At 71.5% G+C, this 24844-nt stretch carries 23 protein-coding genes; 15 read left to right on the top strand and 8 right to left on the bottom strand.

Going from position 1 to position 24844, the window contains the following annotated elements; translation table 11 throughout:
• Nucleotides 1-823 (bottom strand): SAM-dependent methyltransferase (locus tag ABZT18_RS12275; RefSeq protein ID WP_355251311.1); only part of this gene is annotated, 823 nt, incomplete at its 3' end.
• Nucleotides 824-1091: 268 nt separating this feature from the next.
• On the opposite strand from ABZT18_RS12275, the gene ABZT18_RS12280 reads away from it, so the two are divergent.
• The 6 genes from ABZT18_RS12280 (at nucleotide 1092) to nadC (ending at nucleotide 7070) form a co-directional block, all read left to right on the top strand.
• Nucleotides 1092-2066, top strand: a complete 975-nt coding sequence (locus tag ABZT18_RS12280) for a Rossmann-like and DUF2520 domain-containing protein (RefSeq protein ID WP_354994695.1) — start codon at nucleotides 1092-1094, stop codon at nucleotides 2064-2066.
• Complete coding sequence (gene panC / locus ABZT18_RS12285; protein ID WP_354994571.1) at nucleotides 2063-2911, top strand: pantoate--beta-alanine ligase; 849 nt, start codon at nucleotides 2063-2065, stop codon at nucleotides 2909-2911. The genes ABZT18_RS12280 and panC overlap by 4 nt, the downstream gene beginning before the upstream one ends.
• A 44-nt stretch (nucleotides 2912-2955) precedes the next feature.
• Nucleotides 2956-3384: an aspartate 1-decarboxylase gene (gene panD, locus ABZT18_RS12290; protein WP_354994570.1), complete on the top strand. Its 429-nt coding sequence runs from the start codon at nucleotides 2956-2958 to the stop codon at nucleotides 3382-3384.
• Between the two features lie 96 nt (nucleotides 3385-3480).
• On the top strand, nucleotides 3481-4374 hold the full coding sequence (locus ABZT18_RS12295) for a septum formation family protein (protein WP_354994569.1): 894 nt from the start codon (nucleotides 3481-3483) through the stop codon (nucleotides 4372-4374).
• A 108-nt stretch (nucleotides 4375-4482) separates the two neighbouring features.
• Nucleotides 4483-6177, top strand: coding sequence for an L-aspartate oxidase (locus ABZT18_RS12300; protein ID WP_354994568.1), 1695 nt, complete (start codon nucleotides 4483-4485; stop codon nucleotides 6175-6177).
• Nucleotides 6174-7070 (top strand): carboxylating nicotinate-nucleotide diphosphorylase, encoded by an 897-nt coding sequence (gene nadC / locus ABZT18_RS12305; protein WP_354994567.1) that lies wholly within the window; start codon nucleotides 6174-6176, stop codon nucleotides 7068-7070. Before ABZT18_RS12300 ends, nadC begins: the two co-directional genes overlap by 4 nt.
• Before the next feature lie 19 nt (nucleotides 7071-7089).
• Here nadC and ABZT18_RS12310 read toward each other — a convergent pair whose 3' ends face one another.
• Nucleotides 7090-8181 carry a hypothetical protein gene (locus ABZT18_RS12310; protein ID WP_354994566.1) on the bottom strand — a complete coding sequence of 364 codons (1092 nt, stop codon included), beginning with the start codon at nucleotides 8179-8181 and terminating at the stop codon, nucleotides 7090-7092.
• Between the two features lie 118 nt (nucleotides 8182-8299).
• On the opposite strand from ABZT18_RS12310, the gene ABZT18_RS12315 reads away from it, so the two are divergent.
• Entirely contained in the window at nucleotides 8300-9058 is a 759-nt protein-coding gene (locus ABZT18_RS12315; RefSeq protein ID WP_354994565.1) for a type III pantothenate kinase, read from the top strand.
• 36 nt (nucleotides 9059-9094) lie between these two features.
• Here the strand turns inward: ABZT18_RS12315 and ABZT18_RS12320 are convergent, their stop codons facing one another.
• Nucleotides 9095-9835: a class I SAM-dependent methyltransferase gene (locus ABZT18_RS12320; RefSeq protein WP_354994564.1), complete on the bottom strand. Its 741-nt coding sequence runs from the start codon at nucleotides 9833-9835 to the stop codon at nucleotides 9095-9097.
• A gap of 88 nt (nucleotides 9836-9923) precedes the next feature.
• Here ABZT18_RS12320 and lysS point away from each other — a divergent pair, with 88 nt between their 5' ends.
• The 3 genes from lysS (at nucleotide 9924) to ABZT18_RS12335 (ending at nucleotide 14969) form a co-directional block, all read left to right on the top strand.
• Nucleotides 9924-11432, top strand: coding sequence for a lysine--tRNA ligase (lysS, locus tag ABZT18_RS12325; RefSeq protein ID WP_354994563.1), 1509 nt, complete (start codon nucleotides 9924-9926; stop codon nucleotides 11430-11432).
• Nucleotides 11433-11543: 111 nt separating this feature from the next.
• Nucleotides 11544-11888 carry an Lsr2 family protein gene (locus tag ABZT18_RS12330; RefSeq protein WP_354994562.1) on the top strand — a complete coding sequence of 115 codons (345 nt, stop codon included), beginning with the start codon at nucleotides 11544-11546 and terminating at the stop codon, nucleotides 11886-11888.
• A gap of 549 nt (nucleotides 11889-12437) precedes the next feature.
• Complete coding sequence (locus tag ABZT18_RS12335; RefSeq protein WP_354994561.1) at nucleotides 12438-14969, top strand: ATP-dependent Clp protease ATP-binding subunit; 2532 nt, start codon at nucleotides 12438-12440, stop codon at nucleotides 14967-14969.
• Nucleotides 14970-15177: 208 nt separating this feature from the next.
• On the opposite strand, the gene ABZT18_RS12340 is transcribed toward ABZT18_RS12335, so the two are convergent.
• Nucleotides 15178-16104, bottom strand: a complete 927-nt coding sequence (locus tag ABZT18_RS12340; protein WP_354994560.1) for an A/G-specific adenine glycosylase — start codon at nucleotides 16102-16104, stop codon at nucleotides 15178-15180.
• A gap of 96 nt (nucleotides 16105-16200) precedes the next feature.
• Here ABZT18_RS12340 and ABZT18_RS12345 point away from each other — a divergent pair, with 96 nt between their 5' ends.
• From ABZT18_RS12345 to ABZT18_RS12355, 3 genes are all read left to right on the top strand, one after another.
• Complete coding sequence (locus tag ABZT18_RS12345; protein WP_354994559.1) at nucleotides 16201-16713, top strand: ACT domain-containing protein; 513 nt, start codon at nucleotides 16201-16203, stop codon at nucleotides 16711-16713.
• On the top strand, nucleotides 16710-17294 hold the full coding sequence (locus ABZT18_RS12350) for a peptide deformylase (RefSeq protein WP_354994558.1): 585 nt from the start codon (nucleotides 16710-16712) through the stop codon (nucleotides 17292-17294). The genes ABZT18_RS12345 and ABZT18_RS12350 overlap by 4 nt, the downstream gene beginning before the upstream one ends.
• Before the next feature lie 118 nt (nucleotides 17295-17412).
• A complete protein-coding gene (locus ABZT18_RS12355; protein WP_354994557.1) occupies nucleotides 17413-18141 on the top strand; it encodes a hypothetical protein in 729 nt (242 codons plus the stop codon).
• 6 nt (nucleotides 18142-18147) lie between these two features.
• Here the strand turns inward: ABZT18_RS12355 and disA are convergent, their stop codons facing one another.
• The 4 genes from disA to ABZT18_RS12375 all read right to left on the bottom strand — a co-directional run bounded on the left by disA (nucleotide 18148) and on the right by ABZT18_RS12375 (nucleotide 22740).
• On the bottom strand, nucleotides 18148-19332 hold the full coding sequence (gene disA, locus ABZT18_RS12360; protein WP_272613959.1) for a DNA integrity scanning diadenylate cyclase DisA: 1185 nt from the start codon (nucleotides 19330-19332) through the stop codon (nucleotides 18148-18150).
• 132 nt (nucleotides 19333-19464) lie between these two features.
• Entirely contained in the window at nucleotides 19465-20922 is a 1458-nt protein-coding gene (radA, locus tag ABZT18_RS12365) for a DNA repair protein RadA (RefSeq protein ID WP_354994556.1), read from the bottom strand.
• Nucleotides 20923-21007: 85 nt separating this feature from the next.
• On the bottom strand, nucleotides 21008-21760 hold the full coding sequence (locus tag ABZT18_RS12370) for a hypothetical protein (protein WP_354994555.1): 753 nt from the start codon (nucleotides 21758-21760) through the stop codon (nucleotides 21008-21010).
• A gap of 140 nt (nucleotides 21761-21900) precedes the next feature.
• Entirely contained in the window at nucleotides 21901-22740 is an 840-nt protein-coding gene (locus ABZT18_RS12375) for a UbiA family prenyltransferase (RefSeq protein ID WP_354994554.1), read from the bottom strand.
• A 46-nt stretch (nucleotides 22741-22786) separates the two neighbouring features.
• Here ABZT18_RS12375 and ABZT18_RS12380 point away from each other — a divergent pair, with 46 nt between their 5' ends.
• Together ABZT18_RS12380 and ABZT18_RS12385 are read left to right on the top strand one after the other, a co-directional pair.
• Nucleotides 22787-23560: a methyltransferase domain-containing protein gene (locus ABZT18_RS12380; RefSeq protein WP_354994553.1), complete on the top strand. Its 774-nt coding sequence runs from the start codon at nucleotides 22787-22789 to the stop codon at nucleotides 23558-23560.
• 41 nt (nucleotides 23561-23601) lie between these two features.
• The gene (locus ABZT18_RS12385) at nucleotides 23602-24768 is read left to right on the top strand and encodes an acyl-CoA dehydrogenase family protein (protein ID WP_354994552.1); all 1167 of its coding nucleotides are present in this window, start codon (nucleotides 23602-23604) and stop codon (nucleotides 24766-24768) included.
• Nucleotides 24769-24844: the final 76 nt, after the last annotated feature.

The following is a 24844-nucleotide window of genomic DNA, read 5'->3' on the forward strand; positions in this document are numbered from 1 at the left end:
GCCTGTCAACGCCGTTGCCGCCCGGCCGATGGTCGGTCAGGCTTGATCCCTGCGCCGGCCGGGCTGCCCCGAAACCCGACTCGCCTTCGCGTGTCGTGTCCGTCCAGGTCAATCCCGGATCCGGGGCACCGTTCGTGGTGCGAGGGCTCGTGGGGCTGGGCCACCACTCCGTAAGCCAATCAAGATCAGCCGGGCTGACCGGCTCACCAATCGACTCGACACCGCTCTCCGGGTCGACCAGTACGTACCGCCAGCCGTCTTCGAGGTGGACTGCCACGTCCAGTGGGACGTTGTCCAGCCACTCGGTCGCCAGCAGCACCCCCGTGATCTCACCAGGGATCTCAGACGTCCAGTTGATCTCTTCGGGCAGGTTCTCGGGGCGGTCGGCGTACTCGACAGCTGTGAAGCGGACTCGTTCCGCGAGTGACGGACGGACGGTGCCGGACGATGGCTCGTCGGGCGACCGATGGACGGAGGCCGGGGGAGTCAGGGTTTCCGGGAAGCCCGCCCACGGAGGGATCAAGCCGGACCGCCCGGAGTGGGTGGGCTCCCCGGAAACCCCTACGGCGGGTGCGGATCCGACGAGCCTGAGCAGGCTTTGCAGGAGTTCCCCACGCCCAGCCCCGACATCGACCACGTCGAGTCGTGGCGGGTGGCTGAGGGCCGAGTCCACCTGTTCGAGGAGGCGCAGCAGGGCGGTGGCGAAGGCCGGGGAGGCGTTCACGCTGGTGCGGAAGTGGTCGGCCGGCCCGGTGCCGGCGACGAAGAAGCCGCCCGGCCCGTAGAGGGCCTGGCTCATCGCGTCTCGCCAGGCGATCGACATCAGTTCATTCCGCGTTGCGGGTGGGTCACAGTGCCGACCCTACTGCCGCGTCGATCATGGAGTTGTGGTGGGGGACAAAGCGCTCATTTTGGTGTTTAGTCGGCACCACAAGTCCATGATCGACGGGGCCGGTCTGGCGCGGACGGTGTTGTGGCAAGGGTGCCCTGCGGGGGTGGTGAACGTTTTCACACATGCTTGTCCCGGTTCGGTAGGCCCGGCGCATACTTGCGATCGACCGGTACCCCTTCTCGAGGACTGGATCGTGATCATGAGCGCACCGCTGCGCCCGCGTCCGGCCGCCCCGCATGGGCCCGCCGCCTCGCGGGACCGCGCCGACATCGGCGCCTTCGTCGCCCCCCGTCTGCTCACCGTCGGAGTCATTGGTGCCGGTCGGGTCGGAGCCGTGCTGGGGGCCGCACTCGCTGCCGCCGGGCATCGGGTGGTCGCCGTCACCGGCGGTACCGGAGCCAGCAGCGCCCGACTCGCGCTGCTGCTGCCCGAGGTGCCCCGCCACCCGGTCGCGGCCGTGGCCCACGCCGCCGCCGACCTGCTGCTGATCGCGGTGCCGGACGACGCGTTGGCCGGTGTGGTGGCCGACCTGGCCGAGCGGGGTGCGCTGCGTCCGGGCCAGGTGGTCGCGCACACCTCCGGCGCGCATGGCCTGGCCGTGCTGGCACCGGCGGCCGAGGTCGGTGCCCGGCCGCTCGCCCTGCACCCCGCCATGACCTTCACCGGTACGCCGGACGATCTGGACCGGCTGGCCGGCATCTCGTACGGGGTGACCGCCCCAGCGGAACTGCGCCCGTTGGCCGCCCGACTGGTCGCCGACCTGGGCGGCGTACCCGAGTGGGTGGGCGAGGCGGACCGCCCGCTCTACCACGCCGCGCTGGCCCACGGCGCGAACCACCTGGTGACCCTGGTGAACGAGGCGACCGACCGGCTGCGCGACGCCGGGGTGGCCCGGCCGGAGAAGGTGCTCGCCCCGTTGCTGCGGGCTGCCCTGGAGAACGCGCTGCGGCTCGGCGATGACGCGTTGACCGGCCCGGTCTCCCGTGGCGACGCGGGCACCGTCCAGCGGCACCTGGCCCGGTTGGCCGCCACCGCGCCGGAGTCCGTTCCCGCGTACCTGGCGTTGGCCCGGCGTACCGCCGACCGGGCGATCGCCGCCGGCCGGCTCCGGCCGGCGGACGCGCAGTCGCTGCTCGGTGTGCTGGCCGACAGCGGTCGGGAGGTGGCCGCATGACGCAGCTCGTGCACACACGCGCCGAGTTGGCTGAGGCCCGAGCCGGGTTGAAGGGCGCGGTCGGGGTGGTGATGACCATGGGCGCGCTGCACTCCGGTCACGAGACGTTGCTGCGCGCGGCCCGGGAACAGGCCGACCACGTGCTGGTGACGATCTTCGTGAACCCGTTGCAGTTCGGGCCGAACGAGGACTTCGACCGCTACCCGCGGACTCTCGACGTGGATCTGGAGGTGTGCCGACGGGCTGGCGCCGACCTGGTTTTCGCTCCGTCGGTGGCCGACATGTACCCGGACGGCCAGCCCCGGGTAAGCCTCGACCCGGGCCCGCTCGGCGTGGAGTTGGAGGGCGCGAGCCGCCCCGGCTTCTTCCACGGCGTGCTCACCGTGGTGCTGAAGCTGCTTCAGCTCACGCAGCCGGACCTGGCTTTCTTCGGCGAGAAGGACTACCAGCAGCTCACCCTGATCCGGCGGATGACGCGGGACCTGGACGTGCCGGTCGAGGTGGTCGGCGTGCCGACCGTCCGGGAGCCGGACGGGCTGGCGCTCTCCAGCCGCAACCGTTACCTGAGCGGGTCGGAGCGGGCCGCCGCGCTGAGCCTGTCCGCCGCGCTGCGGGCCGGTGCGCGGGCGGCCGACGACGGCCTGGACGCGGGGGCGGTGCTGACCGCCGCGCACGCCGCGTTCGGTGCCGGTACGCCCGGTGCCCGCCTCGACTATCTGGTGCTCACCGATCCCGAGTTGGAGCCGGGGCCGGTGTCCGGGCCGGCCCGGCTGGTGATCGCCGCGTGGGTGGGCGCCACCCGGTTGATCGACAACGCCGCGATCCGACTCGCCCCCCGCCCCTGACCCGGCCGCACCACCCTCCACCACTCCCGCGAAAGGCCATCCCGATGCTGCGGACCATGCTCAAGTCGAAGATCCACCGTGCCACGGTGACCCAGGCCGACCTGCACTACGTCGGTTCGGTGACGGTGGACGAGGACCTGCTCGACGCCGCCGACCTGCTCCCCGGCGAGCAGGTGGCGATCGTGGACATCACCAACGGTGCCCGGCTGGAGACGTACGTGATTCCGGGCGAGCGGGGCAGCGGCGTGATCGGCATCAACGGCGCAGCCGCGCACCTGGTGCACCCCGGTGACCTGGTCATCCTGATCTCGTACGGGCAGATGGACGACGCCGAGGCGCGGTCGTACCGGCCGCGGGTGGTGCACGTGGACGCGGACAACCGGGTGATCGAGCTGGGTGCCGACCCGGCTGCGGCGGCCCCCGGCACGGCCGGTGACCCGGTGCCCAGCCCGCTGGCCGTGTCCGGAGTCTGATCCCGCACGACGCGATTCCGGTCTGTCACCAGAAGGTCATTTCTGGTTACCCTTGGCGCGCTGGCGGAAGCCGGCCGGTGGCTGGGGGAGGCCGCTATGCGTGCGATGACGACTCTGTTCGCCACTGCGGTCACGGCAGTGCTGTTGGTCGGCTGTGCCGGGTCCAATGGCCTGGACGGTGACCTGACGGACGACTGGGCGGCGCTGCCGCCGGCCACGGCGTTCACGCCGGCCGCCGGGGTGTGCCAGGCTGCGGATTTCACCGACGTGGTCACTCTGGCCAGCTATGAGCCGGTGGACTGCGCAGGCCCGCACCGGGTGGAGACCGTGCATGTGGGGGCGTTCCCGGTCGAGCGGGCGAATGCCCCGGTGGGTGGCTCGGCGGAACTGCGAGGCGCGTTCGCCGAGTGCGACACCCGGGCGACCGGCTACGTGGGCGACGACTGGCGGTCCGGCCGGCTGCGGTTGTCCGTGGCGCTTCCCTCCGGGCCGGGCTGGGCGGTGGGTTCCCGTTGGTTCCGGTGCGACCTCACCGAGCTGACCACCGTCGAGGCTGCGGCGAAGGTGGTCGTCCGGTCGGGCAGCCTCCGGGACGCGTTGAAGGGGGCCTCCGGGCTGCGGCTGGGTTGCCAGCAGACCCGTGGCGCGGCCAGGCGGGGTGAGCAGACACTGGACCCGGTGGAGTGCGGTAGACAACACGACGCCGAGTTCGTCGGGGTGTGGCGCGCGCCGGACACGGCGTACCCGACCCGGGACGCCGACTCGGTGCCGTTCTATGCCGGCTGTCGCAGCGTCCTCGGCCGCTATGTGGGCGTGCCGGACGACGCCGAGCTGCGGTTTCGCAGCGGTGTGGTGGTCCGCCTGCCAGGTGCGGGGCGCTGGAAGGTCGGTGACCGGGGCGTCCGCTGCTACCTGTGGCTCAGCGACCGTACGGTGGCCGCCTCGTTGAAGGGCGCGGGCCCGGCTGGCCTACCGGTCCGGACGAAGTGACCACGGCCCGACGGCCGGTGCGGGGCGGGCGGCGCCGGACAGCGTCGCCCAAAACACTCGTCCCGCCCCCGCCGCCCCGAGCGAGGATGGTTCGGGTTGACTGGGGGGATGGACCTTCCGACCGTCGACCTGCCGGCCCTACCCGAATTGCTGGCCGCGCCCGCGCCCGGTTGGGTGGAGACCACCGACGTGATCGTGGTGGGTTCCGGGGTGGCCGGGTTGACCGCGGCGCTGCACCTGCGTGAGGCGGGCCTGCACGTCACGGTGGTCACCAAGGTCAATATCGACGATGGCTCGACCCGGTGGGCACAGGGCGGCATCGCCGCCGTGCTCGACCCGACGGACACTTCGGCGGCGCACGCCCGGGACACCGAGGTCGCCGGGGTCGGGCTCTGTGACCCGGCGGCGGTCCGGGTGCTGGTCGAGGAGGGTCCGACCCGGCTGCGTGAGCTGATCCGGATCGGCGCCGAGTTCGATCGCCACTCGGACGGTTCCCTGATGCTGACCCGTGAGGGCGGGCATCGGGCGGACCGGATCGTGCACGCGGGCGGGGACGCCACCGGCGCGGAGGTGCAGCGGGCCCTGCACGCCGCGGTGCAGCGCGACCCGTGGATCCGACTGGTCGAGCACGCCCTGGTGCTGGACCTGCTGCGAGCGCCGGGCGACGGCCCGGACGAGCTCGGCCCGGCCTGCGGGATCACCCTGCACGTGCTGGGCGAGGGCAGCGAGGACGGCGTCGGTGCGCTGCTGGCCCGGGCGGTGGTCCTCGCCACCGGCGGGATGGGGCAGATCTTCTCGGCCACCACGAACCCGGCGGTCTCCACCGGGGACGGGGTGGCGCTGGCGATGCGGGCCGGCGCGGCGGTTACCGACGTGGAGTTCGTCCAGTTCCACCCGACCGCACTGATCAGCCCGACCGGCGCCGGAATGCCCGGCGTTGGGCACGCACAGCAGCCGCTGGTCTCCGAAGCGCTGCGCGGCGAGGGCGCGTACCTGGTGGACGCGGACGGCAAGCGGTTCATGGTGGGCCAGCACGAGTTGGCCGAGCTGGCACCCCGGGACGTGGTGGCCAAGGGCATCCACCGGGTGTTGCTGGCCACCGGCGCGGACCACGTCTTCCTGGACGCCCGGCACCTGGGCGGGGACTTCCTGGCCGGGCGGTTCCCGACCATCGTGGCGTCCTGCCTGGCGATCGGCGTGGACCCGGCGACCGACCTGATTCCGGTCGCGCCGGCCGCCCACTACGCCTCCGGCGGTGTCCGCACCGATCTGCGCGGCCGCACCTCCATCCCCGGCCTGTACGCCTGCGGCGAGGTGGCCTGCACGGGTGTGCACGGCGCGAACCGGCTGGCCAGCAACTCGCTGCTGGAGGGTCTGGTCTTCTCCCGGCGGATCGCCGAGGACATCGCGGCAGGTCTGCCTGAGCAGGTTCAGCCGGCGGACACCGGCGCGTGGCGTGGTGGAGCGGGCTGGGTGCTGCCGGCGGAGGCGACGCCTCCCCTGCAACGGGCGATGACGCGGGGGGCCGGGGTGCTCCGTTCCGCCGCGACGCTGGCGGAGACGGCCGGGACGCTGACCGAGTTGGGTGTTGCCCGGGGCCGGCCGCGGACCGCCGACTGGGAGGCGACCAACCTGCTCACCGTGGCGTCGACGCTGGTGGCTGCCGCGTACGCGCGCGGCGAGACCCGGGGTTGCCACTGGCGGGAGGACTTCCCGATAGCCGACGAGCGGTGGCTGGGCCACCTGGTCGGGTCGATAGGGGTGCAGGGCCGGATGACGCAGCGCTGGGAGGCAAATTCATGACCGAGTCGACGCTGCAGGCGTTGCGGGCGGCCGGGCTGGACCCGGCGCAGGTGCGGCGGGTGATCGAGAACGCGCTGGTCGAGGATCTGGGCCCGGACTTCCTCGACGTCACCAGCGTGGCCACCATTCCGGCGGAGCAGACCGACACTGCTGACCTGGTGGCCCGCGCGGACGGGGTGCTGGCCGGGATGGCCGTGGCCGCCGCCGTGTTCGAGCTGGTGGGCGAGGTGACGGGCTTCGGTCGTACCGTCGAGGTGTCGGTGGTGGCCCGCGACGGCGAGCGGGTGGCCCGCGGTGCCGTGCTGGCGACGGTGACCGGTCCGACCCGGCTGCTGCTGACGGCCGAGCGGACGGCGCTCAACCTGCTCTGCCGGATGTCCGGGGTGGCCACCCACACTCGCGCCTGGGCGGACGCGTTGGCTGGCACGAAGGCGATGGTGCTGGACACCCGCAAGACGACGCCGGGCCTGCGGGCGCTGGAGAAGTACGCGGTGCGCGCCGGCGGTGGCACCAACAAGCGGATGGGCCTCTACGACGTGGCCATGATCAAGGACAACCACAAGCTCGCGGCCGGGGGCATCACCGCTGCGTATCGGCGGGTTCGGGAGGCGTTCCCGGAGGTGCCGGTGCAGGTCGAGGTGACCACGGTCGCCGAGGCGGTGGAGGCGGTGGAGGCCGGGGCGGATTTCCTGCTCTGCGACAACATGACGCCCGAGGTGCTGGCCGAGGCGGTTGCCGCGGTGGGTGACCGGGCGGAGTTGGAGGCGACCGGTGGGCTGACCCTGGAGGTGGCGGGCCGGTACGCGGCGACCGGCGTCGACTTCCTCTCGGTGGGTGCGTTGACGCACTCGTCGCCGATCCTGGACATCGCGCTCGACCTGCGGACCGGGTAGCGGGCGGGCCGCCGGCGTCTCAGACGCTGGTCAGCGAGCTGGCGGCCAGGTTGAAGATCACCCTGTTCTCGGTGTCCTGTCGGCCGTCCAGGCCGTACTTGGCCCGAAAGAGCTCCAACACCCGGTTGTAGATCTCGGGCGGTAGCTCGTCGGCCTCACCGATGGCGAAGATCTCGCCGGCTGCCTCGGGCCGGTCCAGCACGACGGTCAGCCCGGTCAGGCCGTGCCGGGCCACGTTGCGCACCAGGTCGGTGCCGGCGATGTACCAGTCGCCGTCGGAGCGTACGTAGAGCGCGTCGCAGGTCTCCAGGTCCCGACCAGCCTGGCGTAGGCAGAGCCGCAGCGTGAGGCAGGCCGCCAGGTCCTCCAGGGGTGCGGTCTCCCACAGCTCGGCGAACCGGTCGTCGACGAACTCGCCCAACGGCGTCGAGACGAACGCCTCGATCTGCTGGGTGTCGAATGTGCTGCCCTGCACCGGGAAGAACGAGATGAACGCCTTGCCGTCCCAGCGGTACATCTGCACCGAGGGGGCGGCGCTGTAGACCCGGACCTGGAGGCGGGCTCGGGCCGACTCGGGTAGCTCCTCGCTGAGCCGGGCGAGGTGCCACAGGTTGTTGAGGATGGCCACCGAGGCGTCCCGCCGGCGCAGCTCCTCGCCGCGCAGCCGGACCGCAGGCGAGTCCGGGTCGAGGAGCAGCACCTTGACGGCGGCGCCGTTGGCGAGCGCGGAGCGCAGGGCGGCCACGAACCGGGGCGCGTACGGGCCCTCCAGCATGCTGGTCCAGGTTTCCAGGATGGCCACGATCTCCCGGGACTGGGCGACCCGTTCGATCAGGGCGTCCCGGTCGAGTCGGGGGTGTTCGATGATGCTGACCGTCTGCAGCTCGCGGAAGAGCGGGTTGAGCACCACGTAGGTCAGCAGCGTCATGATCAGCGCGGCGCCGATGTTGAGGTAGAGGTCGCCGGCGAAGCTGCCACTCTCCCGCAGGGACGCCCGCCATGCCTGTACGACCATCCAGATGGCGCCGCCGGCCAACGCGACCAGCACCAGCACGTGCCGTCGACGCCGGCGCAGGGTGTTGCGGCCCCGCACCCACCACGTCCCCGACATGTCCGCTCCCCGTCCGGCCGCGCCGTGGATCGACTCATGCTCATATCGCGATACGGCCAGGATACGGCCCACCGGCCGGTCCGCGCCCGCCCGTACGGTCGTTGTCTAGGCTGCGTGCGTGCTGCTCTGCATCGACATCGGAAACACCAACACCGTGCTGGCGACCTTCGACGGCGACAAGCTGGTGCACTCCTGGCGGATCAAGACCGATGCCCGCTCGACGGCGGACGAGTTGGGCCTGATGTTCCGGGGCCTGCTCGCCGGGGACAACGTCGAGATCACCGGTGTGGCGGCCTGCTCCACGGTGCCGGCCGCGCTGCGGTCGCTGCGCACCATGCTCAGCCGCTACTACGCCGAAGTGCCGAGCGTGATCGTCGAGCCCGGGGTACGGACCGGGGTGCAGTTGGCGATCGACAACCCGAAGGAGGTGGGCGCCGACCGGGTGGTGAACACCCTGGCCGCGTACACCCTCTACGGCGGGCCGTCGATCGTGGTGGACTTCGGCACCACCACCAACTTCGACGTGATCAGCGAGCGGGGCGAGTTCCTGGGCGGGGCGTTCGCCCCGGGCATCGAGATCTCCTTCGACGCGCTGGCCGCTCGGGCCGCCCAGCTGCGCAAGGTCGAGGCCACCAAGCCCCGCTCGGTGATCGGCAAGAACACCGTGGAGTGCCTCCAGGCCGGCCTGTACTTCGGCTTCGCCGGCCAGGTGGACCGGATCGTCGAGCGGATGACCGAGGAGTTGGGCGAGGTGCGGGCGGTGATCGCCACCGGTGGCCTCGCCTCCCTGGTGATCAACGAGTGCCGGTCGATCACGCATCACGAGCCGATGATCACGCTGATCGGGCTGCGGATGGTCTACGACCGCAACCTGTGACCCGGCCGCCGCCGGGCTCGGTCGCTGCGCGGGGGCTCAGCGTCGCCGGGCCCGCAAGACGATCGTGCGGTACGGCAGCTCGACGGTCTCCCTGCCGGCCAGGTCGGGGTGGGTGGACAGGAGCGTGCGCAACTCCTCGTCGATCTTCGCCCGCCGTTCGGCCGGGGCGGTGAGCCAGTACGAGCGGGTGTGCAGCATCGCGACGATCTCGTCCGGCGTGAGCGTGGTGTGGTGGGTGAACTCGCCCAGCTCGATCGACCCGAACGCGGAGCCGAAGTCGGCGTACTTTTCGGTCACGTTGCCGGCGTTGTCCCCCAGGTGGGCGATCCGGCCCAGCTCGGCGACCCAGTCGACCCGCTCGTCCCGGAGGTTCCAGATCGGGGCGAACGTCCCGCCGGGCCGCAGGACCCGCGCAATTTCGGCGTGTGCCAGCTCCCGGTCGAACCAGTGGTAGGCCTGCCCCACCACGACGGCGTCCGCGGCCCCGTCGGGCAGCGGCACGGACTCCGCGCCGCCGGCCAGCGCGGTGAGCCCCGGGGTGGCGGCCGTCAGTTGGGTGCGCATGTCGTGGTCCGGCTCCACCGGGGTCACCTCGTGGCCCAGGGCGAGCACCCCGCGGGTGAGGATGCCGGTGCCCGCGCCCAGGTCGACGACACGGGCGGAACCGCCCAGCCCGTCCAGCGCCCATCGGACGGCTTCCTCCGGATAACGGGGTCGAAACCGGTCGTAGTCGGCCGCGGCCGCGCCGAACGAGAGGGCGTGAGTGTGATCGACCATGACGGGCAGGTTATCCGCTAACAGCCCCCGGGACGCTTGAGTACGCTCGGGCCTGACCCCCTGTATCTCCGTGACGAGGAAGCGTGCCGTGAGCGAGCAGAACCCCGTGCCAGTGGACCCCGCCGATGACCTTCCCGAGCAGATGAAGGTTCGCCGGGAGAAGCGGGACCGGATGCTCGCCGAGGGCGTCGAGCCCTACCCGGTCGGCTTCTCCCGCACCAACACCCTGGCACAGGTCCGGGCGCGCTACGCCGACCTGCCGACCGACACCGCGACCGGTGACGAGGTCGCGGTCACCGGCCGGGTGATCTTCGTACGCAACACGGGCAAGCTCTGCTTCGCGACTCTCCGGGACGGCGACGGCACCGAGCTACAGGCGATGCTCTCCCTGGACCGGGTCGGGCCGGAGCAGTTGGAGGCCTGGAAGCGCCTGATCGACCTCGGCGACCACGTCGGCGTCACCGGTGAGGTGATCACCAGCCGGCGGGGTGAGCTGTCGGTGCTGGCGCGGCAGTGGGAGATGACCGCCAAGGCGCTGCGACCGCTGCCGGTGGCGCACAAGCCGCTCTCCGAGGAGGCCCGCGTCCGGCAGCGTTACGTGGACCTGATCGTCCGCCCTCAGGCACGGGAGATGGTCCGTACCCGGGCCGCCGCGGTACGCAGTCTGCGCGATTCACTGCATGGGCGGGGCTTCATCGAGGTGGAAACGCCGATGTTGCAACTGCTGCATGGTGGCGCGGCGGCTCGACCGTTCGTGACCCACAGCAATGCGTTGAACACTGATCTGTATCTGCGAATCGCGCCGGAACTGTTTCTCAAGCGCGCCGTGGTCGGCGGCGTCGACAGCGTCTTCGAGATCAACCGCAACTTCCGTAATGAGGGCGTCGACTCTTCGCACTCGCCGGAGTTCGCGATGCTGGAGACCTACCAGGCGTACGGCGACTACGACACGATGGCCGAGTTGACCCGCAATCTCGTGCAACAGGCGGCGATCGCGGTCAGTGGCTCGATGGTGGTGACCCACGCCGACGGGCGCGAGTTCGACCTGGGCGGCGAGTGGCGGTCGGTGACGCTGTTCGGCGTGCTTTCCGAAGCACTCGGCGAGGAGGTCACGGTCCGCACCGAACGCTCCCGCCTGGTGGAGTACGCCGACAAGGTGGGATTGGCCGTGGACCCCAAGTGGGGCCCGGGCAAGCTGGCCGAGGAACTGTTCGAGGAGCTGGTCGTCCCCGGCCTGGACGCGCCCACCTTCATCCGGGACTACCCGGAGGAGACCAGCCCGCTCACCAGGGCGCACCGCAGCGAGCCGGGGCTGGCCGAGAAGTGGGACCTCTACGTGCTCGGCTTCGAGCTGGGCACCGCGTACTCCGAGCTGGTCGACCCGATCGTGCAGCGCGAGCGGCTGGTGGCCCAGGCGCAGTTGGGCGCCCGTGGCGACGACGAGGCGATGCGTCTCGACGAGGACTTTCTCCGGGCGATGGAGTATGGAATGCCGCCGGCCGGCGGTATGGGAATGGGAATCGACCGGCTGTTGATGGCCCTGACCGGGCTCGGAATTCGGGAAACGATCCTCTTCCCGTTGGTCCGCCCGGAGTAGTCTCGCCCGGCTCACGCCGAGCCGTAACGGCATCCTATTGACGCGGCGAGCAGCGCGCGGGTTATTGTGCTCTCGTTAGCAGGAGCGCCCTGCTCGAAAGGAATGTGCGACGTGGCCAAACAGATCATTCACAAGCTGGTCGATGACCTGGACGGCGGGGACGCGGACGAGACCGTCAAGTTCGCCCTCGACGGCGTTCAGTACGAGATCGACCTGTCGAGTGCCAACGCCGCGAAATTGCGCGACGCTTTTGCCTCGTACGTGGGCTCCGGCACCAAGGTCGGCCGGGGCGGCGTGGTGATCGGTGGACGGGCTGCCCGCGGTCGGGGTGGCGCGACCGCCGATCGGGAACAGAACAAGGCGATCCGGGAGTGGGCCAAGAAGGCTGGCAAGGACATCTCAGACCGGGGTCGTATCCCGCAGGAGATCGTCGACGAGTACCACGCGAAGCGCTGATCCCTCAGCAGCTTGGTGGCCAGCCGCCACCGTAGGCGACACCGACGCCGGGCCGGAGCAGTTCTCCGGGCCGGCGTCGCCGCATCCGCGACCGGCCCCGGCGTGCGCGGCCGGTACGGGGTCGACCGCCCGCCGGGTCGGGCTGAGGGTCCGGGAAGCATTCCGTGCCCACCGGCGTTGTCCACAACCAGTGGAAGAGCTATCCACAGCCTGTGGACAACCTTCCCCAGGGCCGGCCGCTCGTTCGTCGCGACCGCCCGTCCGCCCTCCCGGAGCCTCCCGGATCGCTTCCGGAGCCGGGATTGGGCTTCCGTCGCGTTACTCGGATTTCGCTCTGCGCGTAGCGGCAGGGCTACCGGAACACCTCCTGAGCGCGGACGGTTGTGCAAAACGACGTAGAACCGACCCAGACCGAAGACACACGACCTCAGCTGAGTCGGTCAGCAACGATAGAGTAAGGAGGCACGGACGCCCGTCCTGGACGTTCGTGCACCGGCCCCGCCAAGATCTTGACCATCAAGGCGCACGGCACGTGAGGAGCACGAGGGCATGTTCGAGCGGTTCACCGACCGAGCGCGACGGGTTGTCGTCCTGGCCCAAGAAGAGGCCCGGATGCTCAACCACAACTACATCGGTACGGAACACATCCTGTTGGGCCTGATCCACGAAGGTGAAGGCGTCGCGGCAAAGGCCCTGGAGAGCCTCGGCATCTCCCTGGAGGGCGTCCGCCAGCAGGTCGAGGAGATCATCGGCCAGGGCCAGCAGGCGCCGAGCGGGCACATCCCGTTCACGCCGCGGGCCAAGAAGGTGCTGGAGCTGTCGCTGCGCGAGGCGCTGCAGCTCGGCCACAACTACATCGGCACTGAGCACATCCTGCTCGGTCTGATCCGTGAGGGCGAGGGCGTTGCCGCCCAGGTGCTGGTCAAGCTCGGCGCCGACCTCAACCGGGTCCGCCAGCAGGTGATCCAGCTGCTCTCCGGCTACCAGGGCAAGGAGCCTGCCGCTGCGGGCGCCGCGCCGGGTGAGGCCGCGCCGTCGACCAGCCTGGTGCTGGACCAGTTCGGCCGCAACCTGACTCAGGCCGCCCGCGAGGGCAAGCTCGACCCGGTCATCGGGCGCGAGAAGGAAATCGAGCGGGTCATGCAGGTGCTCTCCCGCCGTACCAAGAACAACCCGGTCCTGATCGGTGAGCCCGGCGTCGGTAAGACCGCCGTGGTGGAGGGGCTTTCCCAGAAGATCATCAAGGGCGAGGTGCCCGAGACTCTCAAGGACAAGCAGCTCTACACGCTCGACCTCGGTGCGCTCGTCGCCGGTTCCCGCTACCGCGGTGACTTCGAGGAGCGCCTCAAGAAGGTGCTCAAGGAGATCCGCACCCGCGGCGACATCATCCTGTTCATCGACGAGATCCACACCCTGGTGGGTGCGGGTGCCGCCGAGGGCGCGATCGACGCCGCGAGCATCCTCAAGCCGATGCTGGCCCGTGGTGAGCTGCAGACCATCGGCGCCACCACGCTGGATGAATACCGCAAGCACCTGGAGAAGGACGCCGCTCTCGAGCGCCGGTTCCAGCCGATCCAGGTGGGTGAGCCGTCGCTGGCGCACACCATCGAGATCCTCAAGGGCCTGCGTGACCGCTACGAGGCGCACCACCGGGTCTCGATCACGGATGCAGCCCTGGTGGCTGCCGCAACTCTGGCCGATAGATACATCTCCGACCGCTTCCTGCCGGACAAGGCGATCGACCTGATCGACGAGGCCGGTGCCCGGATGCGGATCCGTCGGATGACCGCGCCGCCAGACCTGCGTGACTTCGACGAGCGCATCGCCCAGGTGCGTCGTGACAAGGAGTCCGCGATCGACGCTCAGGACTTCGAGCGCGCCGCCCAGCTGCGTGACAAGGAGAAGCAGCTCCTCGGTCAGAAGGCTCAGCGGGAGAAGGAGTGGAAGGCCGGTGACCTGGACGTCGTCAGCGAGGTTGACGACGAGCAGATCGCCGAGGTGCTCGGCAACTGGACCGGCATCCCGGTCTACAAGCTGACCGAGGAGGAGACCTCGCGCCTGCTGCGCATGGAGGACGAGCTGCACAAGCGCGTCATCGGCCAGGAGGACGCGGTCAAGGCGGTCTCGAAGGCGATCCGGCGTACCCGGGCCGGCCTGAAGGACCCGAAGCGCCCGTCGGGCTCGTTCATCTTCGCCGGCCCGTCCGGTGTGGGTAAGACCGAGCTGTCCAAGGCGCTCGCCGAGTTCCTCTTCGGCAGCGAGGATGCCCTCATCCAGCTGGACATGTCCGAGTTCCACGACCGCTACACGGTCTCCCGGCTGGTGGGTGCCCCTCCCGGCTACGTCGGCTACGACGAGGGCGGGCAGCTGACCGAGAAGGTGCGGCGTCGGCCGTTCTCGGTGGTTCTCTTCGACGAGATCGAGAAGGCCCACCCGGACGTGTTCAACACGCTGCTCCAGATCCTGGAGGACGGTCGGCTCACCGACGGTCAGGGTCGGATCGTGGACTTCAAGAACACGGTCATCATCCTGACCACCAACCTGGGCACCCGCGATGTCGCCAAGGCGGTGTCGCTGGGCTTCCAGCAGTCGGAGGACTCCGAGTCGACCTACGACCGGATGAAGCAGAAGGTCAACGACGAGCTCAAGCAGCACTTCCGGCCTGAGTTCCTCAACCGGATCGACGACACCATCGTCTTCCACCAGCTGCGCCAGAACGAGATCCTCCAGATCGTGGACATCATGATCCAGCGGATCGAGGGCCAGCTGCGCAACAAGGACATGGGTCTGGAGCTGACCGACAACGCCAAGAAGTACCTGGCGCTGAAGGGCTTCGACCCGGTGCTCGGTGCCCGTCCGCTTCGTCGCACGATCCAGCGCGACATCGAGGACAACCTCTCCGAGCGGATCCTGTTCAACGAGCTGACCCCGGGTCAGATCGTGGTGGTGGACTGCGAGGGCGACCCGAACGACATCGACAAGTCCAAGCTCGTCTTCCACGGCGCGGACAAGCCGGTCGAGGTTCCGGACGCTGTACCGGCCGACCTCGGCGGCACCGCCGCCGCAGGCGCGGACGAGTAGCACAACCGGCAGCAAGGGGCGGGGCCCCGGTGGCGCAAGCCACCGGGGCCCCGCCTTTTCCGCTGCCCGCCCGCCTCGTGCGGTGATCGCCTCGGGGGTCGTCGTCCGCCTCGTGCGGTGTCGACTCAATATCGGCGATGTCGCGGTGTCCTGGCGTCGGCGGGCCCCCATGTCGGCGATATGGAGTCGATCACCGCTTCACGGCCGGTCAGGTGGTGAGGTCGGCAATGGGGAGGTCGGCGACGGGGAGGGACGGGCCGTCGCCGACTAGGCGGAAGGAGTCGGTCCCAGCTGGTTCGACCAGCCCGTCCTGCACCAGGCCGGCCAGGGCGCGGGCGCGCTGCACGTCATCGGTCCAGACCTGGTCCAGTCGCTGGTGCGGTACCGGCCCGGTGGTCTCACGGAGCACCCCGAGCAGCAGCCCGCGTACCTGTCGGTCGGTGCCCGTGTACCGCTGGGGTCGCCGGGTTGGCCCTGCCGGTTGCTCCTGCCCGGAGGCCCGCCACGCGCAGACCGACTCGACCGGGCAGGCCGTACAGCGCGGTGATCGGGCTGTGCAGATCACCGCACCCAGCTCCATGAACGCGGCGCTCGCCAGCGCTGCCGCGGCCGGTTCGGCCGGGAGCAGCTCCTCGGTGGCGACCAGATCGGCCGGCCGGGTGACCGGCCCGGCGTCCGGCTCACCGCCCACTGCCCGGCAGACCACCCGACGCACGTTGGTGTCGACCACGGGATGCCGCTGCCCGTACGCGAATGCGGCCACCGCCCGCGCCGTGTACGTGCCGACCCCCGGCAGCGCCAGCAGTTGCTCCAGCCGGTCCGGCACCTGGCCGCCGTGCCGGTCGACGATGGCGACCGCGCATTCCCGCAGTCGGACCGCCCGGCGGGGGTAGCCGAGGCGTCCCCACATCCGGATCGCCTCGGCGGGGGTGTCCGCCGCCAGCGCGTCCGGGTCCGGCCAGCGGGCCAGCCATGCCTGCCAGGCCGGCACCACCCGGACCACGGGAGTCTGCTGGAGCATGACCTCGCTGACCAGGATGGCCCACGGGGTGACACCGGGTTCACGCCATGGCAGGTCACGGGCGTGCTGTTGGAACCATCGGCTGACCAGGGTGGCGAAGTCGGGTTGAGTCATGGCGCCGTCGATGATGTCACGCGGTGCGTTCCCGATGGTTGGGCGGTTCGGGCGGGGTGTCACGACGGCGCCCGACGGATCGGGGAGAATGCGCGGATGAACGAGCTCGCGATCACCGTCATCGGTCGGGACCGGCCGGGCATCGTGGCTGACGTCGCGGAGGTGCTGGCCCGACTGGGCGCAAACCTCACCGACAGCACGATGACGCGGCTGCGGGGGCATTTCGCGATGACCCTCATCTGCACCGGGCCGGCGGCCGCCGAGGTCGAGGCCGCGCTGGCGCCGCTGGCCGTCGAGGGTCAACTGCTGGCGACGGTACGCGCGGTCACCCCCGACGGCGAGGTGCCTCCGGCGGGTGAGCCGTACGTGATGGCGGTGCACGGTTCGGACCGGATGGGCATCGTCGCGGCGATGACCCGGGTGCTGGTGGACGCCGGAGGAAACGTCACCGACCTGAGTACCCGGTTGGCCGGTTCGCTCTACGTGGTGCTGGCGGAGGTCGAGTTGCCGATCGATGTGGCCGACACACTGATCGACCGGCTGCATCGGACGGCTGCCGAGCTGGGCGTGGAGGTCACTCTCCGGCCGGCGGACCCGGATCTGTTGTGACCGGCGAGGAGAGTGGGCCGGCCGTCGAGACGTACGCCGGTCTGGGCGACTGGACACCGGAGGCGCTGGCTGTGCCGGGCGAGGTGCGGGCCGTGGTGTCCGCCCCGGATTCGGTGCTCAGTCGGGCCGCTGACGAGGTCGATCCGACCGCGAAGGAGACTGTCCAGCTCGCGGCCGACCTGGTCGCCACGATGAGGGTGTCGCCGGGCTGCGTTGGGCTGGCCGCGCCGCAGGTCGGGGTGGGCGCCCGTGTCTTCGCCGTCGATGTGACCGGCCATCCGAAGGCGGTCACCGTGCATGGCACCTTCGTGCTCTGTAATGCCCGGGTGGTCGAGGCGACCCGGTGGAAGCCGGGCCGGGAGGGGTGCATGTCGGTGCCGGACCTGACCGGGGACGTGAAGCGGGCCAGTCGGCTGGTGGTGGAGGGTGACCTGCCGGGCACCGGCGAGCCGGTCCGGTTGGTGACCGACGGCTTCGAGGCGCGGGCGTTGCAGCACGAGATCGACCACTGCGCGGGGCTGCTCTTTCTGGATCGGGTGGGCGGGGCGCACGCCGTCTACCAGCGCAAGGTCTACCTCTGAGGGTGTGCCGGACGGTCAGGGGGTCCGTCCGCAGTGGAAGGTCGAGCGGGTGCCTCGGTGGGGCTCCGGCGCGTCGCACCGCACTGGCGGGGGCAGCGCGGCTACGGTGGAGGGCATCATGCGTCTGACGGTCGGCCCCCTGCCACCCGCCGTGTACTGGCGGCGTCGCGCCGTCGTACTCGGAGCGGGGTTTCTCTTCCTGATTGTCCTGCTCTATTCCTGCACCGGCTCGGGTCGTTCCGGTGAGCGACCGCAGGCGGGGGCGACGCCCACCGCGACGGCGACCTCGACGCCGACGTCTCCCGAGTCGCCGGGGCCGGGTGGGCCGGTGCTGACACCGCAGACCGGTGCTCCGCCGGCGTCCGCCGACCCCGATGCGACGAGTCCGAGCCCCGCGACCACCAGCAACGAACCACCGCTGGGCGCGGCCGCCGGTTCCGAGGACGACGGCACCTGCACCAACGCGGAGATCAGCGTGGTTTCGGTGGCGAGTCCAACCTCGGTCCAGCGGGGGGCGGTGGTCGACCTGGAGCTGAAGATCAAAAACACGTCGGACCGGACGTGCAGCCGGAACGTCGGCGCCGATCTACAGGAGATCTTCATCAAGTCCGGTGCCGAGAAGATCTGGTCGTCGGACACCTGCGGCAAGGTCCAGGGCTCGGACGTGCAGTCCTTCACGCCGAACTTCGAGCGCTCCTACCAGATTGCCTGGAACGGGCGGGACACGAGCCGGTGCGACGGCAGCGGGCTGGCCGCTGGCCCCTTCCCGCCGCTCGGGACATACCAGGTGTTCGCTCGGGTCGGCACGAAGCTCAGCGCGCCGACGAAGCTCACCGTCACCGGCTGAGCCGGGTCAGACGTACCGCTCCAGGATGGATGCCTCGGCGAGCCGGGACAGCCCCTCGCGGACGCCTCGGGCCCGGGCGTCACCGACCCCCTCGACAGCCTGCAGGTCCTCCACGGTCGCGCCGAGCAGCCGCTGGAGGCTGCCGAAGTGCACCACCAGCCGGTCGACCACCGCCACCGGCAGCCGGGGCACCTTGGCCAGCAGTCGGAAGCCGCGTGGGCTGACCGCGGCGTCCAGCGCGTCGGACGCGGCCGGGTAGCCGATCGCCTTGGCCACCGCCACCAGGTCGATCAGCTCGGTGGCGCCGAGCAGGTCCAGCTCGACCAGTGCTTCGTCCAGGGTGCGCGACTTGCGGCCGACCGGGAGGTAGTCCCGGATGACCAGCGTCCGGTCGGCGTCCACGCCGGCCATCAGCTCGTCGAGTTGCAGGGCGAGCAGGCGGCCGTCGGTGCCCAGCTCCACCACGTACCCGGCGATTTCGTCGGCGATCCGGCGGACCATCTCCAGCCGCTGCACCACGGCCACCGCGTCCCGCACGGTGACCAGATCCTCGATCTCCAGTGCGGAGAGCGTGCCGGAGACCTCGTCCAGCCGGAGCTTGTAGCGCTCCAGCGTGGCGAGCGCCTGGTTGGCCCGGGAGAGGATCGCCGCCGAGTCGTCGAGCACGTGCCGCTGGCCGTTGACGTAGAGGCTGATGATTCGCATCGACTGGCTGACCGAAATCACCGGGTAGCCGGTCTGCCGTGCCACCCGCTCGGCGGTGCGGTGCCGGGTGCCGGACTCTTCGGTCGGGATGGACGGGTCGGGCATCAGGTGCACGGCCGCTCGGACGATCCTGGTGCCGTCGCTGGAGAGCACGACGGCGCCGTCCATCTTGCACAGCTCCCGGACCCGCGTCGCGGAGAACTCCACATCCAGCGCGAAGCCGCCGGTGCACAGGCCCTCGACGACCTTGTCGTAGCCGAGCACGATGAGCGCGCCGGTGCGGCCGCGCAGAATGCGCTCCAGACCGTCGCGCAGGGCGGTGCCGGGGGCCATCAGGGCGAGGTTGGCCCGTAGCGGATCCCCGGTGCCCCCGGCGGCTCCCGCGGTGACGCTCACGCTGATCGGGCGGGCGGGCGAGCCCACGGCGCCGGTGCGGGCCTGAGGCGGCGCGCCGGCTGGCTTGGTGGTATCGCGGTCGATCGGCACGGGCACAGTCTACGGACTGCCGTGCGGTGGGTGCTGTCGTGGTTACTGTGATGTGTCACGATGCGGCCCTTCCCACCCTTTCCCCGCTTGCGACGTGCTGTCCGGTATCGCCGTCCCCGTCGACACGGTCGGTCACTCGGCGGACGCGCGGGCCGCGTGGTGCAGCGCCGAACGAACGTCCGTGACCTCGGTCACCCGCATCTGCTCGGGGCCGGCGCCGGTGCTGGCCGGGCCGCAACCGGGAGGCACCAGGGCCACCTTGAACCCGAGCCGGGCCGCCTCGGCCAGCCGGCGCGGCACCGCCCCGACCCGACGCACCTCGCCGGTCAGCCCCACCTCACCGATCGCCACCAGGTGCGGCGCGATGGCCAGGTTGAGCCCGCCGGAGGCGACCGCCAACGCGACCGCCAGGTCGGCGGCCGGCTCCACCACCCGGATGCCGCCCACCGTGGCGGCGAAGACCTCCCGGTCGTGCAGGGTCAGCCGCTCGGTGCGCCGTTGCAGCACCGCGAGCACCATCGCCAGTCGCGCCGAGTCGAGGCCGGAGACGGTGCGTCGGGGAGAGCCGGCCACCGTCGCGCCGATCAGGGCCTGCACCTCGGTGACCAGGGCGCGCCGCCCCTCCATGGCCACGGTCACGCAGGTGCCGGGGACCGGCTCCGCGTAGCGGGTCAGGAACAGCCCGGACGGGTCGGCCAGGCTGCTGATGCCGCCCTCGTGCATCTCGAAGCAGCCGACCTCGTCGGCCGCGCCGAACCGGTTCTTCACGCCGCGCACCAGACGCAGCGAGGAGTGCTTGTCGCCCTCGAAGTACAGCACCACATCGACCAGGTGCTCCAGCACGCGCGGCCCGGCCACCTGGCCGTCCTTGGTGACGTGCCCGACCAGCACGGTGGCGATGCCCCGCTCCTTGGCGACCGAGACCAGCGCGGAGGTGACCGCGCGCACCTGGGTCACCCCACCGGGCACCCCCTCGGTGCCGGTGGTCGAGATGGTCTGCACCGAGTCGAGCACCAGCAGGCCGGGTTTGACCGCGTCGAGGTGCCCGAGCACCGCGGCCAGGTCGCTCTCAGCCGCGAGGTAGAGCTGGTCGTGCAGGGTGCCCATCCGCTCGGCACGCAGGCGCACCTGACTGACCGACTCTTCACCGCTGATCACCAGCGAGGGGCTGCCGGAGCCGGCGGCCCACTGCTGCGCCACGTCCAGCAGCAGGGTCGACTTGCCCACGCCGGGCTCGCCGGCGAGCAGCACCACCGCGCCCGGGACCAGGCCGCCGCCGAGCACCCGGTCGAGCTCGCTCACCCCGGTCGGACGGGCGCGGGCCGGAGCGGCGCTGATGGTGGCGATCGGGCGGGCCGGCTCGGCCGGCATCCGGGAGCTGACCACCCGACCGGAGACGGTCGGGCCCGTCACCGTGCTCTCGACCACCGCGCCCCACTCGCCGCACTCCGGACAGCGCCCCACCCACTTGGGTGGCTGGTGCCCGCAGGCGTCGCACTGGTAGGCCGGACGCGGATCGCGGGTGGTGGACCGACCACGAGCGGCACCGGCCGTGCCGCCACGCGGAGGGGTCGATCGGGAGGTGGTCACATCAGGACGCTAGCCCTCGCGTCCGACGAAAACACCCCGGCGTGGTGGTCACCACGCCGGGGTGTTTGTCGATGTGACGGTCGGATCACTCGTGGGTCGTGCCGCCCTCGTCGTCGTAGCCGCCCTCGCGCTCGATGATCGGGGAGGGGGGCGCCGCCGGGGTGAGCGGCACCGCGATCGGCGCCGGACCGGTGACCGTGTTGCCGTTACCGAAGTCGAAGGTCACGATGACGTTCTGGCCCGAGCGCAGCGCCTCGGTCAGGCCGATCAGCCGGAGCTGCGTGGTGGCCTCGGAGTTGAGCTGAAGGTAGCTCAGCGGAGCCAGCTCGATCCGGGCCGGCTGACCCGGGGCGGCCGCGCTGGCCGAGCCCGACGCCCGCGCCGACTCCGGGGCGGACGGGGTGGCCGAGGACGACCCGGTCTCGGACGGGGTCGCCGACGGGGTGGCCGAGCCGGACGTGGAGGTCGACGGGCTGGCGGGGGCGGACTCCGAGGCGGACGGCGACGCGCTCGCCGAGCCGCCGCTGATCACCACCTCGCGGGCGCTCTCGGTGGTGACGGTGACCGTCACCGTCTCCTTCGAGTCGTTGTAGATCACGGCGTTGAGCGGAGCGTCCTGGCCGGCCCGGTAGCCCTCGGTGCCCGGGTAGTCCACCAGCAGGCCACGCACGGAGAAGGAACCGTTCTTGGTCGTGAGGCTGACGCCCTGGACCGACGCCTCCTTGGTGGCGGTCTCGGCGATCTGACCGGTGCCGCATCCGGACGCCAGCAGGCTGGTCGCCGCAATCCCGGACAGCAACAGGGCCGCCCGCCGGGATCCCCTGATCGAGCGCGTCACGTCGGTCCTCCTCGTCACAATCCCCACCCGGGCCGCACGCCGGGCACGGTGGCCATACCCGCGCAGACCGCGTTCCAGCGTAGTTGGGACTGATCGAGGCCCGCACGCGGACCCGGCATTGCCACCTGGCCGGGTGCCGTTCACACCACCCGACCGCTCGCGACCAGCAGGACCACGTCGATCAGGGCCACCAGCATCACCGCCCGGAACGCGGACACCGGCCGTCGGCCGGCCCGGACCGCCGAGCGCCCGGCGTACCAGCTCAGTGGCGGCACCACGGCGGCCGTGCCGACCGCCGCCAACCCGATCGCCGACGGCGGCCCGGGTGGCCCGAGGACCAGGATCGCCGTCGCCGCGAGGAGCAGACCGGCCGCCGCCGCCCGGCTGCCGGCGGCGCCCAGGCGGTGTGGCAGGCCGCGCACCCCGGTCCGAGCGTCGTCGGCCAGGTCGGGCAGCACGTTGGCGAAGTGCGCGCCGGCGCCCAGGCACGCCGCCGCCGCCACCAGCCAGGCCGGCGGGGCCGGCTGACCGGGTAGCGCCAGCACCACGAAGGCGGGCAGCGCGCCGAAGGAGACGGCGTACGGCAGCACCGAGAACGCGGTGGCCTTGAGCGGCCAGTCGTAGAGCAGCGCGGAGACCAGGGCGACGGTCAGCCAGAACGCCGCCGTCGGGTTCGTGGTCAGCGCCAGCAGCGGGCAGGCCACCGCGGCCGCCGTCGCGGCCCAGGCCGTGGTGCGCCGACCGACCGCGCCAGCGGCGACCGGTTTGTCGGTACGCCCCACAGTGGCGTCCCGCTCGGCGTCCAGCGCGTCGTTGGTCCAGCCGACGGCGAGCTGGCTGGCCAGCACGGCGAGCACCACCGAAACGATTCCGGTCGGCCGGTGACCCACTCCCCACGCCAGCAGACCGGCCACCGTGGTCACCGCTGCGGCCGGTTCCGGATGGCTCGCTCTGACCAGCCCTAACACCCTCGACGACATAAGGGAAGTCTGGTCGTTACCGAGCAGTCGTGCCACGCTCGGTGCCATGCGAGAGGTGGCTGCGGCTGCGGCGTCCACCGGCCCCAGGGTGCTGCCGCGTAACGATCCGCGCCAGTACGACGACCTGGCCGGTGAGTGGTGGCGGCCAGATGGCGCGTTCGCGATGCTGCACTGGCTGGCTGAGGCCCGCGCGGCGCTGGTGCCCCCGGCCACTCGTCCGGACGCGTTGCTGGTCGATCTGGGTTGTGGCGCCGGTCTGCTCGCGCCGCACCTGACCGGCAAGGGCTACCGCCACGTCGGGGTCGATCTGACCCGCTCGGCGTTGGTCCAGGCCGCCGAGCACGGGGTGCGCGTGGTCCAGGGCGATGTCACGGCGGTCCCGCTCCCGGATGGCTGTGCCGACGTGGTCTCCGCGGGCGAGTTGCTGGAGCATGTCCCGGCCTGGCCGCGCGCGGTGGCCGAGGCGTGCCGGCTGCTGCGCCCGGGCGGCCTGCTCGTGTTGGACACACTGAACGACACGGCGCTGGCGCGGCTGGTCGCGGTCCGGCTCGCCGAGCGGCTGCCGACCGTGCCGCGTGGCATCCACGATCCCCGGTTGTTCGTGGACGCCCGGGCGCTGGTGGCCGAGTGTGCCCGGCACGGCGTCGACCTGCGGCTGCGGGGCATCCGTCCGCAGGTGACCGGCCTGGTTGCCTGGCTGCTGCGCCGTGCCCGCGCGGCGGGGACGCCCGATGCGACACCTGCCGGCCGCGCCCCTCGCATCGTGCCGACCCGATCCACCGCCGTGCTGTACCAGGGCCGGGGGATCCGCAAAGGATAGTCGGGTCGTGGCGGGGTATGGGACGCCGAGAAGGAGGCGATATGACGGTGCACGCGCTTGAGGCGGCCCGCCGGTTGGCGCCGCGGTTCGCCGCGCGGGCGGCAGAGCACGACCGGGACGGTTCCTTCCCAGCGGATGATTTCCGTGACCTGCGGGAGGCCGGCCTGTTCGGCCTGATGGTCCCCCGGGCGCTGGGTGGCCTGGGAGCCAGCTTCGCCGAGTACACCGCAGTGGCCACTGAGCTTGCCCGGGGCAACGGCGCGACCGCCCTGGTGTTCAACATGCACGCCTCGGTGACCGGCGCGCTGGGCGCGGTCACCGAGGAGTTGGCCGAGGCGCTGGGCGTGCCGGACGAGGCGTTGGTCGCACGGGACCGGCTGCTCACCGCCGCGGCGCAGGGCTCCTGGTACGCGGTCGCCATGAGCGAGCGCGGCGCCGGTGCCCGGTTGTCCCAGCTGAGCACGGTCTACGAGGCGACCGACGAGGGCTGGCACCTCAAGGGCAGCAAGACCTTCTGCTCCGGCGCCGGGCATGCCGACGGCTACCTGGTGGCGGCGCGCAGTGCCGCCGACCAGTCGGTGGTCTCGCAGTTCCTGGTGCCGGCCGGCGACGGTCTCACCGTGGAGCCGACCTGGGACTCGCTCGGCATGCGCGCCACCTCCTCACACGACCTGCATCTGGACGTCACTGTGCCGGCCGACCGGCTGCTCGGCGGGGTGGAGGGGCTTGCCCTGGTGGTCGCCCAGCTGATGCCGCACTGGCTGGTGGCCAGCTACGCGGCCGTCTACGTGGGGGTGGCCCGAGCGGCGATCGACGCGGCTGCCGAGCATCTCAACGCCCGCAACCTGGCCGGCCTGCCGGCGGTGCGGGCCCGGCTGGGGCGGGCGGACGCGGCGACGGCGGCGGCCCAGCTGGTGGTGGCCGAGGCAGCTCGCCGGGTGGACGAGGCACCGGGCGACGCGGAGACCAACCGCTGGGTGTGGCGGGCGAAGCTGCTCGCCGGCACCACGGCTGCCGAGGTGGCGGCGTCGGTGCTGGAGGCGGCGGGCACCTCGGCGACCCGCCGCGGTCATCCGTTGGAGCGGCTCTACCGCGATGCCCGCTGCGGCTCACTGCACCCGGCCACGTCGGATGTCTGCGCCGACTGGCTCGGTATCGCCGCGTTGGGCGGCGACCCGGATCGCGACGGATCGGCACCGCGTTGGTGAGCGGGCCTGGCGGGCTCCGCGCGGGGGATGGGCCGGCCGAGGTGGCCGGCGGGACGGCAAGGGGGAGGACAGCATC

The organism is Micromonospora sp. NPDC005291, assembly GCF_040607415.1.
In the GTDB taxonomy this organism is placed as follows: domain Bacteria; phylum Actinomycetota; class Actinomycetes; order Mycobacteriales; family Micromonosporaceae; genus Micromonospora.

Coding starts and splice junctions, on each gene's coding strand:
- panD (WP_354994570.1), top strand. CDS start 2,956: ATGCTGCGGACCATGCTCAAGTCGAAGATCCACCGTGCCACGGTGACC.
- ABZT18_RS12385 (WP_354994552.1), top strand. CDS start 23,602: ATGACGGTGCACGCGCTTGAGGCGGCCCGCCGGTTGGCGCCGCGGTTC.
- ABZT18_RS12340 (WP_354994560.1), bottom strand. CDS start 16,104: ATGACTCAACCCGACTTCGCCACCCTGGTCAGCCGATGGTTCCAACAG.
- ABZT18_RS12380 (WP_354994553.1), top strand. CDS start 22,787: ATGCGAGAGGTGGCTGCGGCTGCGGCGTCCACCGGCCCCAGGGTGCTG.
- ABZT18_RS12335 (WP_354994561.1), top strand. CDS start 12,438: ATGTTCGAGCGGTTCACCGACCGAGCGCGACGGGTTGTCGTCCTGGCC.
- nadC (WP_354994567.1), top strand. CDS start 6,174: ATGACCGAGTCGACGCTGCAGGCGTTGCGGGCGGCCGGGCTGGACCCG.
- ABZT18_RS12320 (WP_354994564.1), bottom strand. CDS start 9,835: ATGGTCGATCACACTCACGCCCTCTCGTTCGGCGCGGCCGCGGCCGAC.
- ABZT18_RS12355 (WP_354994557.1), top strand. CDS start 17,413: ATGCGTCTGACGGTCGGCCCCCTGCCACCCGCCGTGTACTGGCGGCGT.
- ABZT18_RS12300 (WP_354994568.1), top strand. CDS start 4,483: ATGGACCTTCCGACCGTCGACCTGCCGGCCCTACCCGAATTGCTGGCC.
- ABZT18_RS12310 (WP_354994566.1), bottom strand. CDS start 8,181: ATGTCGGGGACGTGGTGGGTGCGGGGCCGCAACACCCTGCGCCGGCGT.
- ABZT18_RS12295 (WP_354994569.1), top strand. CDS start 3,481: ATGCGTGCGATGACGACTCTGTTCGCCACTGCGGTCACGGCAGTGCTG.
- panC (WP_354994571.1), top strand. CDS start 2,063: ATGACGCAGCTCGTGCACACACGCGCCGAGTTGGCTGAGGCCCGAGCC.
- ABZT18_RS12280 (WP_354994695.1), top strand. CDS start 1,092: ATGAGCGCACCGCTGCGCCCGCGTCCGGCCGCCCCGCATGGGCCCGCC.
- ABZT18_RS12345 (WP_354994559.1), top strand. CDS start 16,201: ATGAACGAGCTCGCGATCACCGTCATCGGTCGGGACCGGCCGGGCATC.
- ABZT18_RS12375 (WP_354994554.1), bottom strand. CDS start 22,740: ATGTCGTCGAGGGTGTTAGGGCTGGTCAGAGCGAGCCATCCGGAACCG.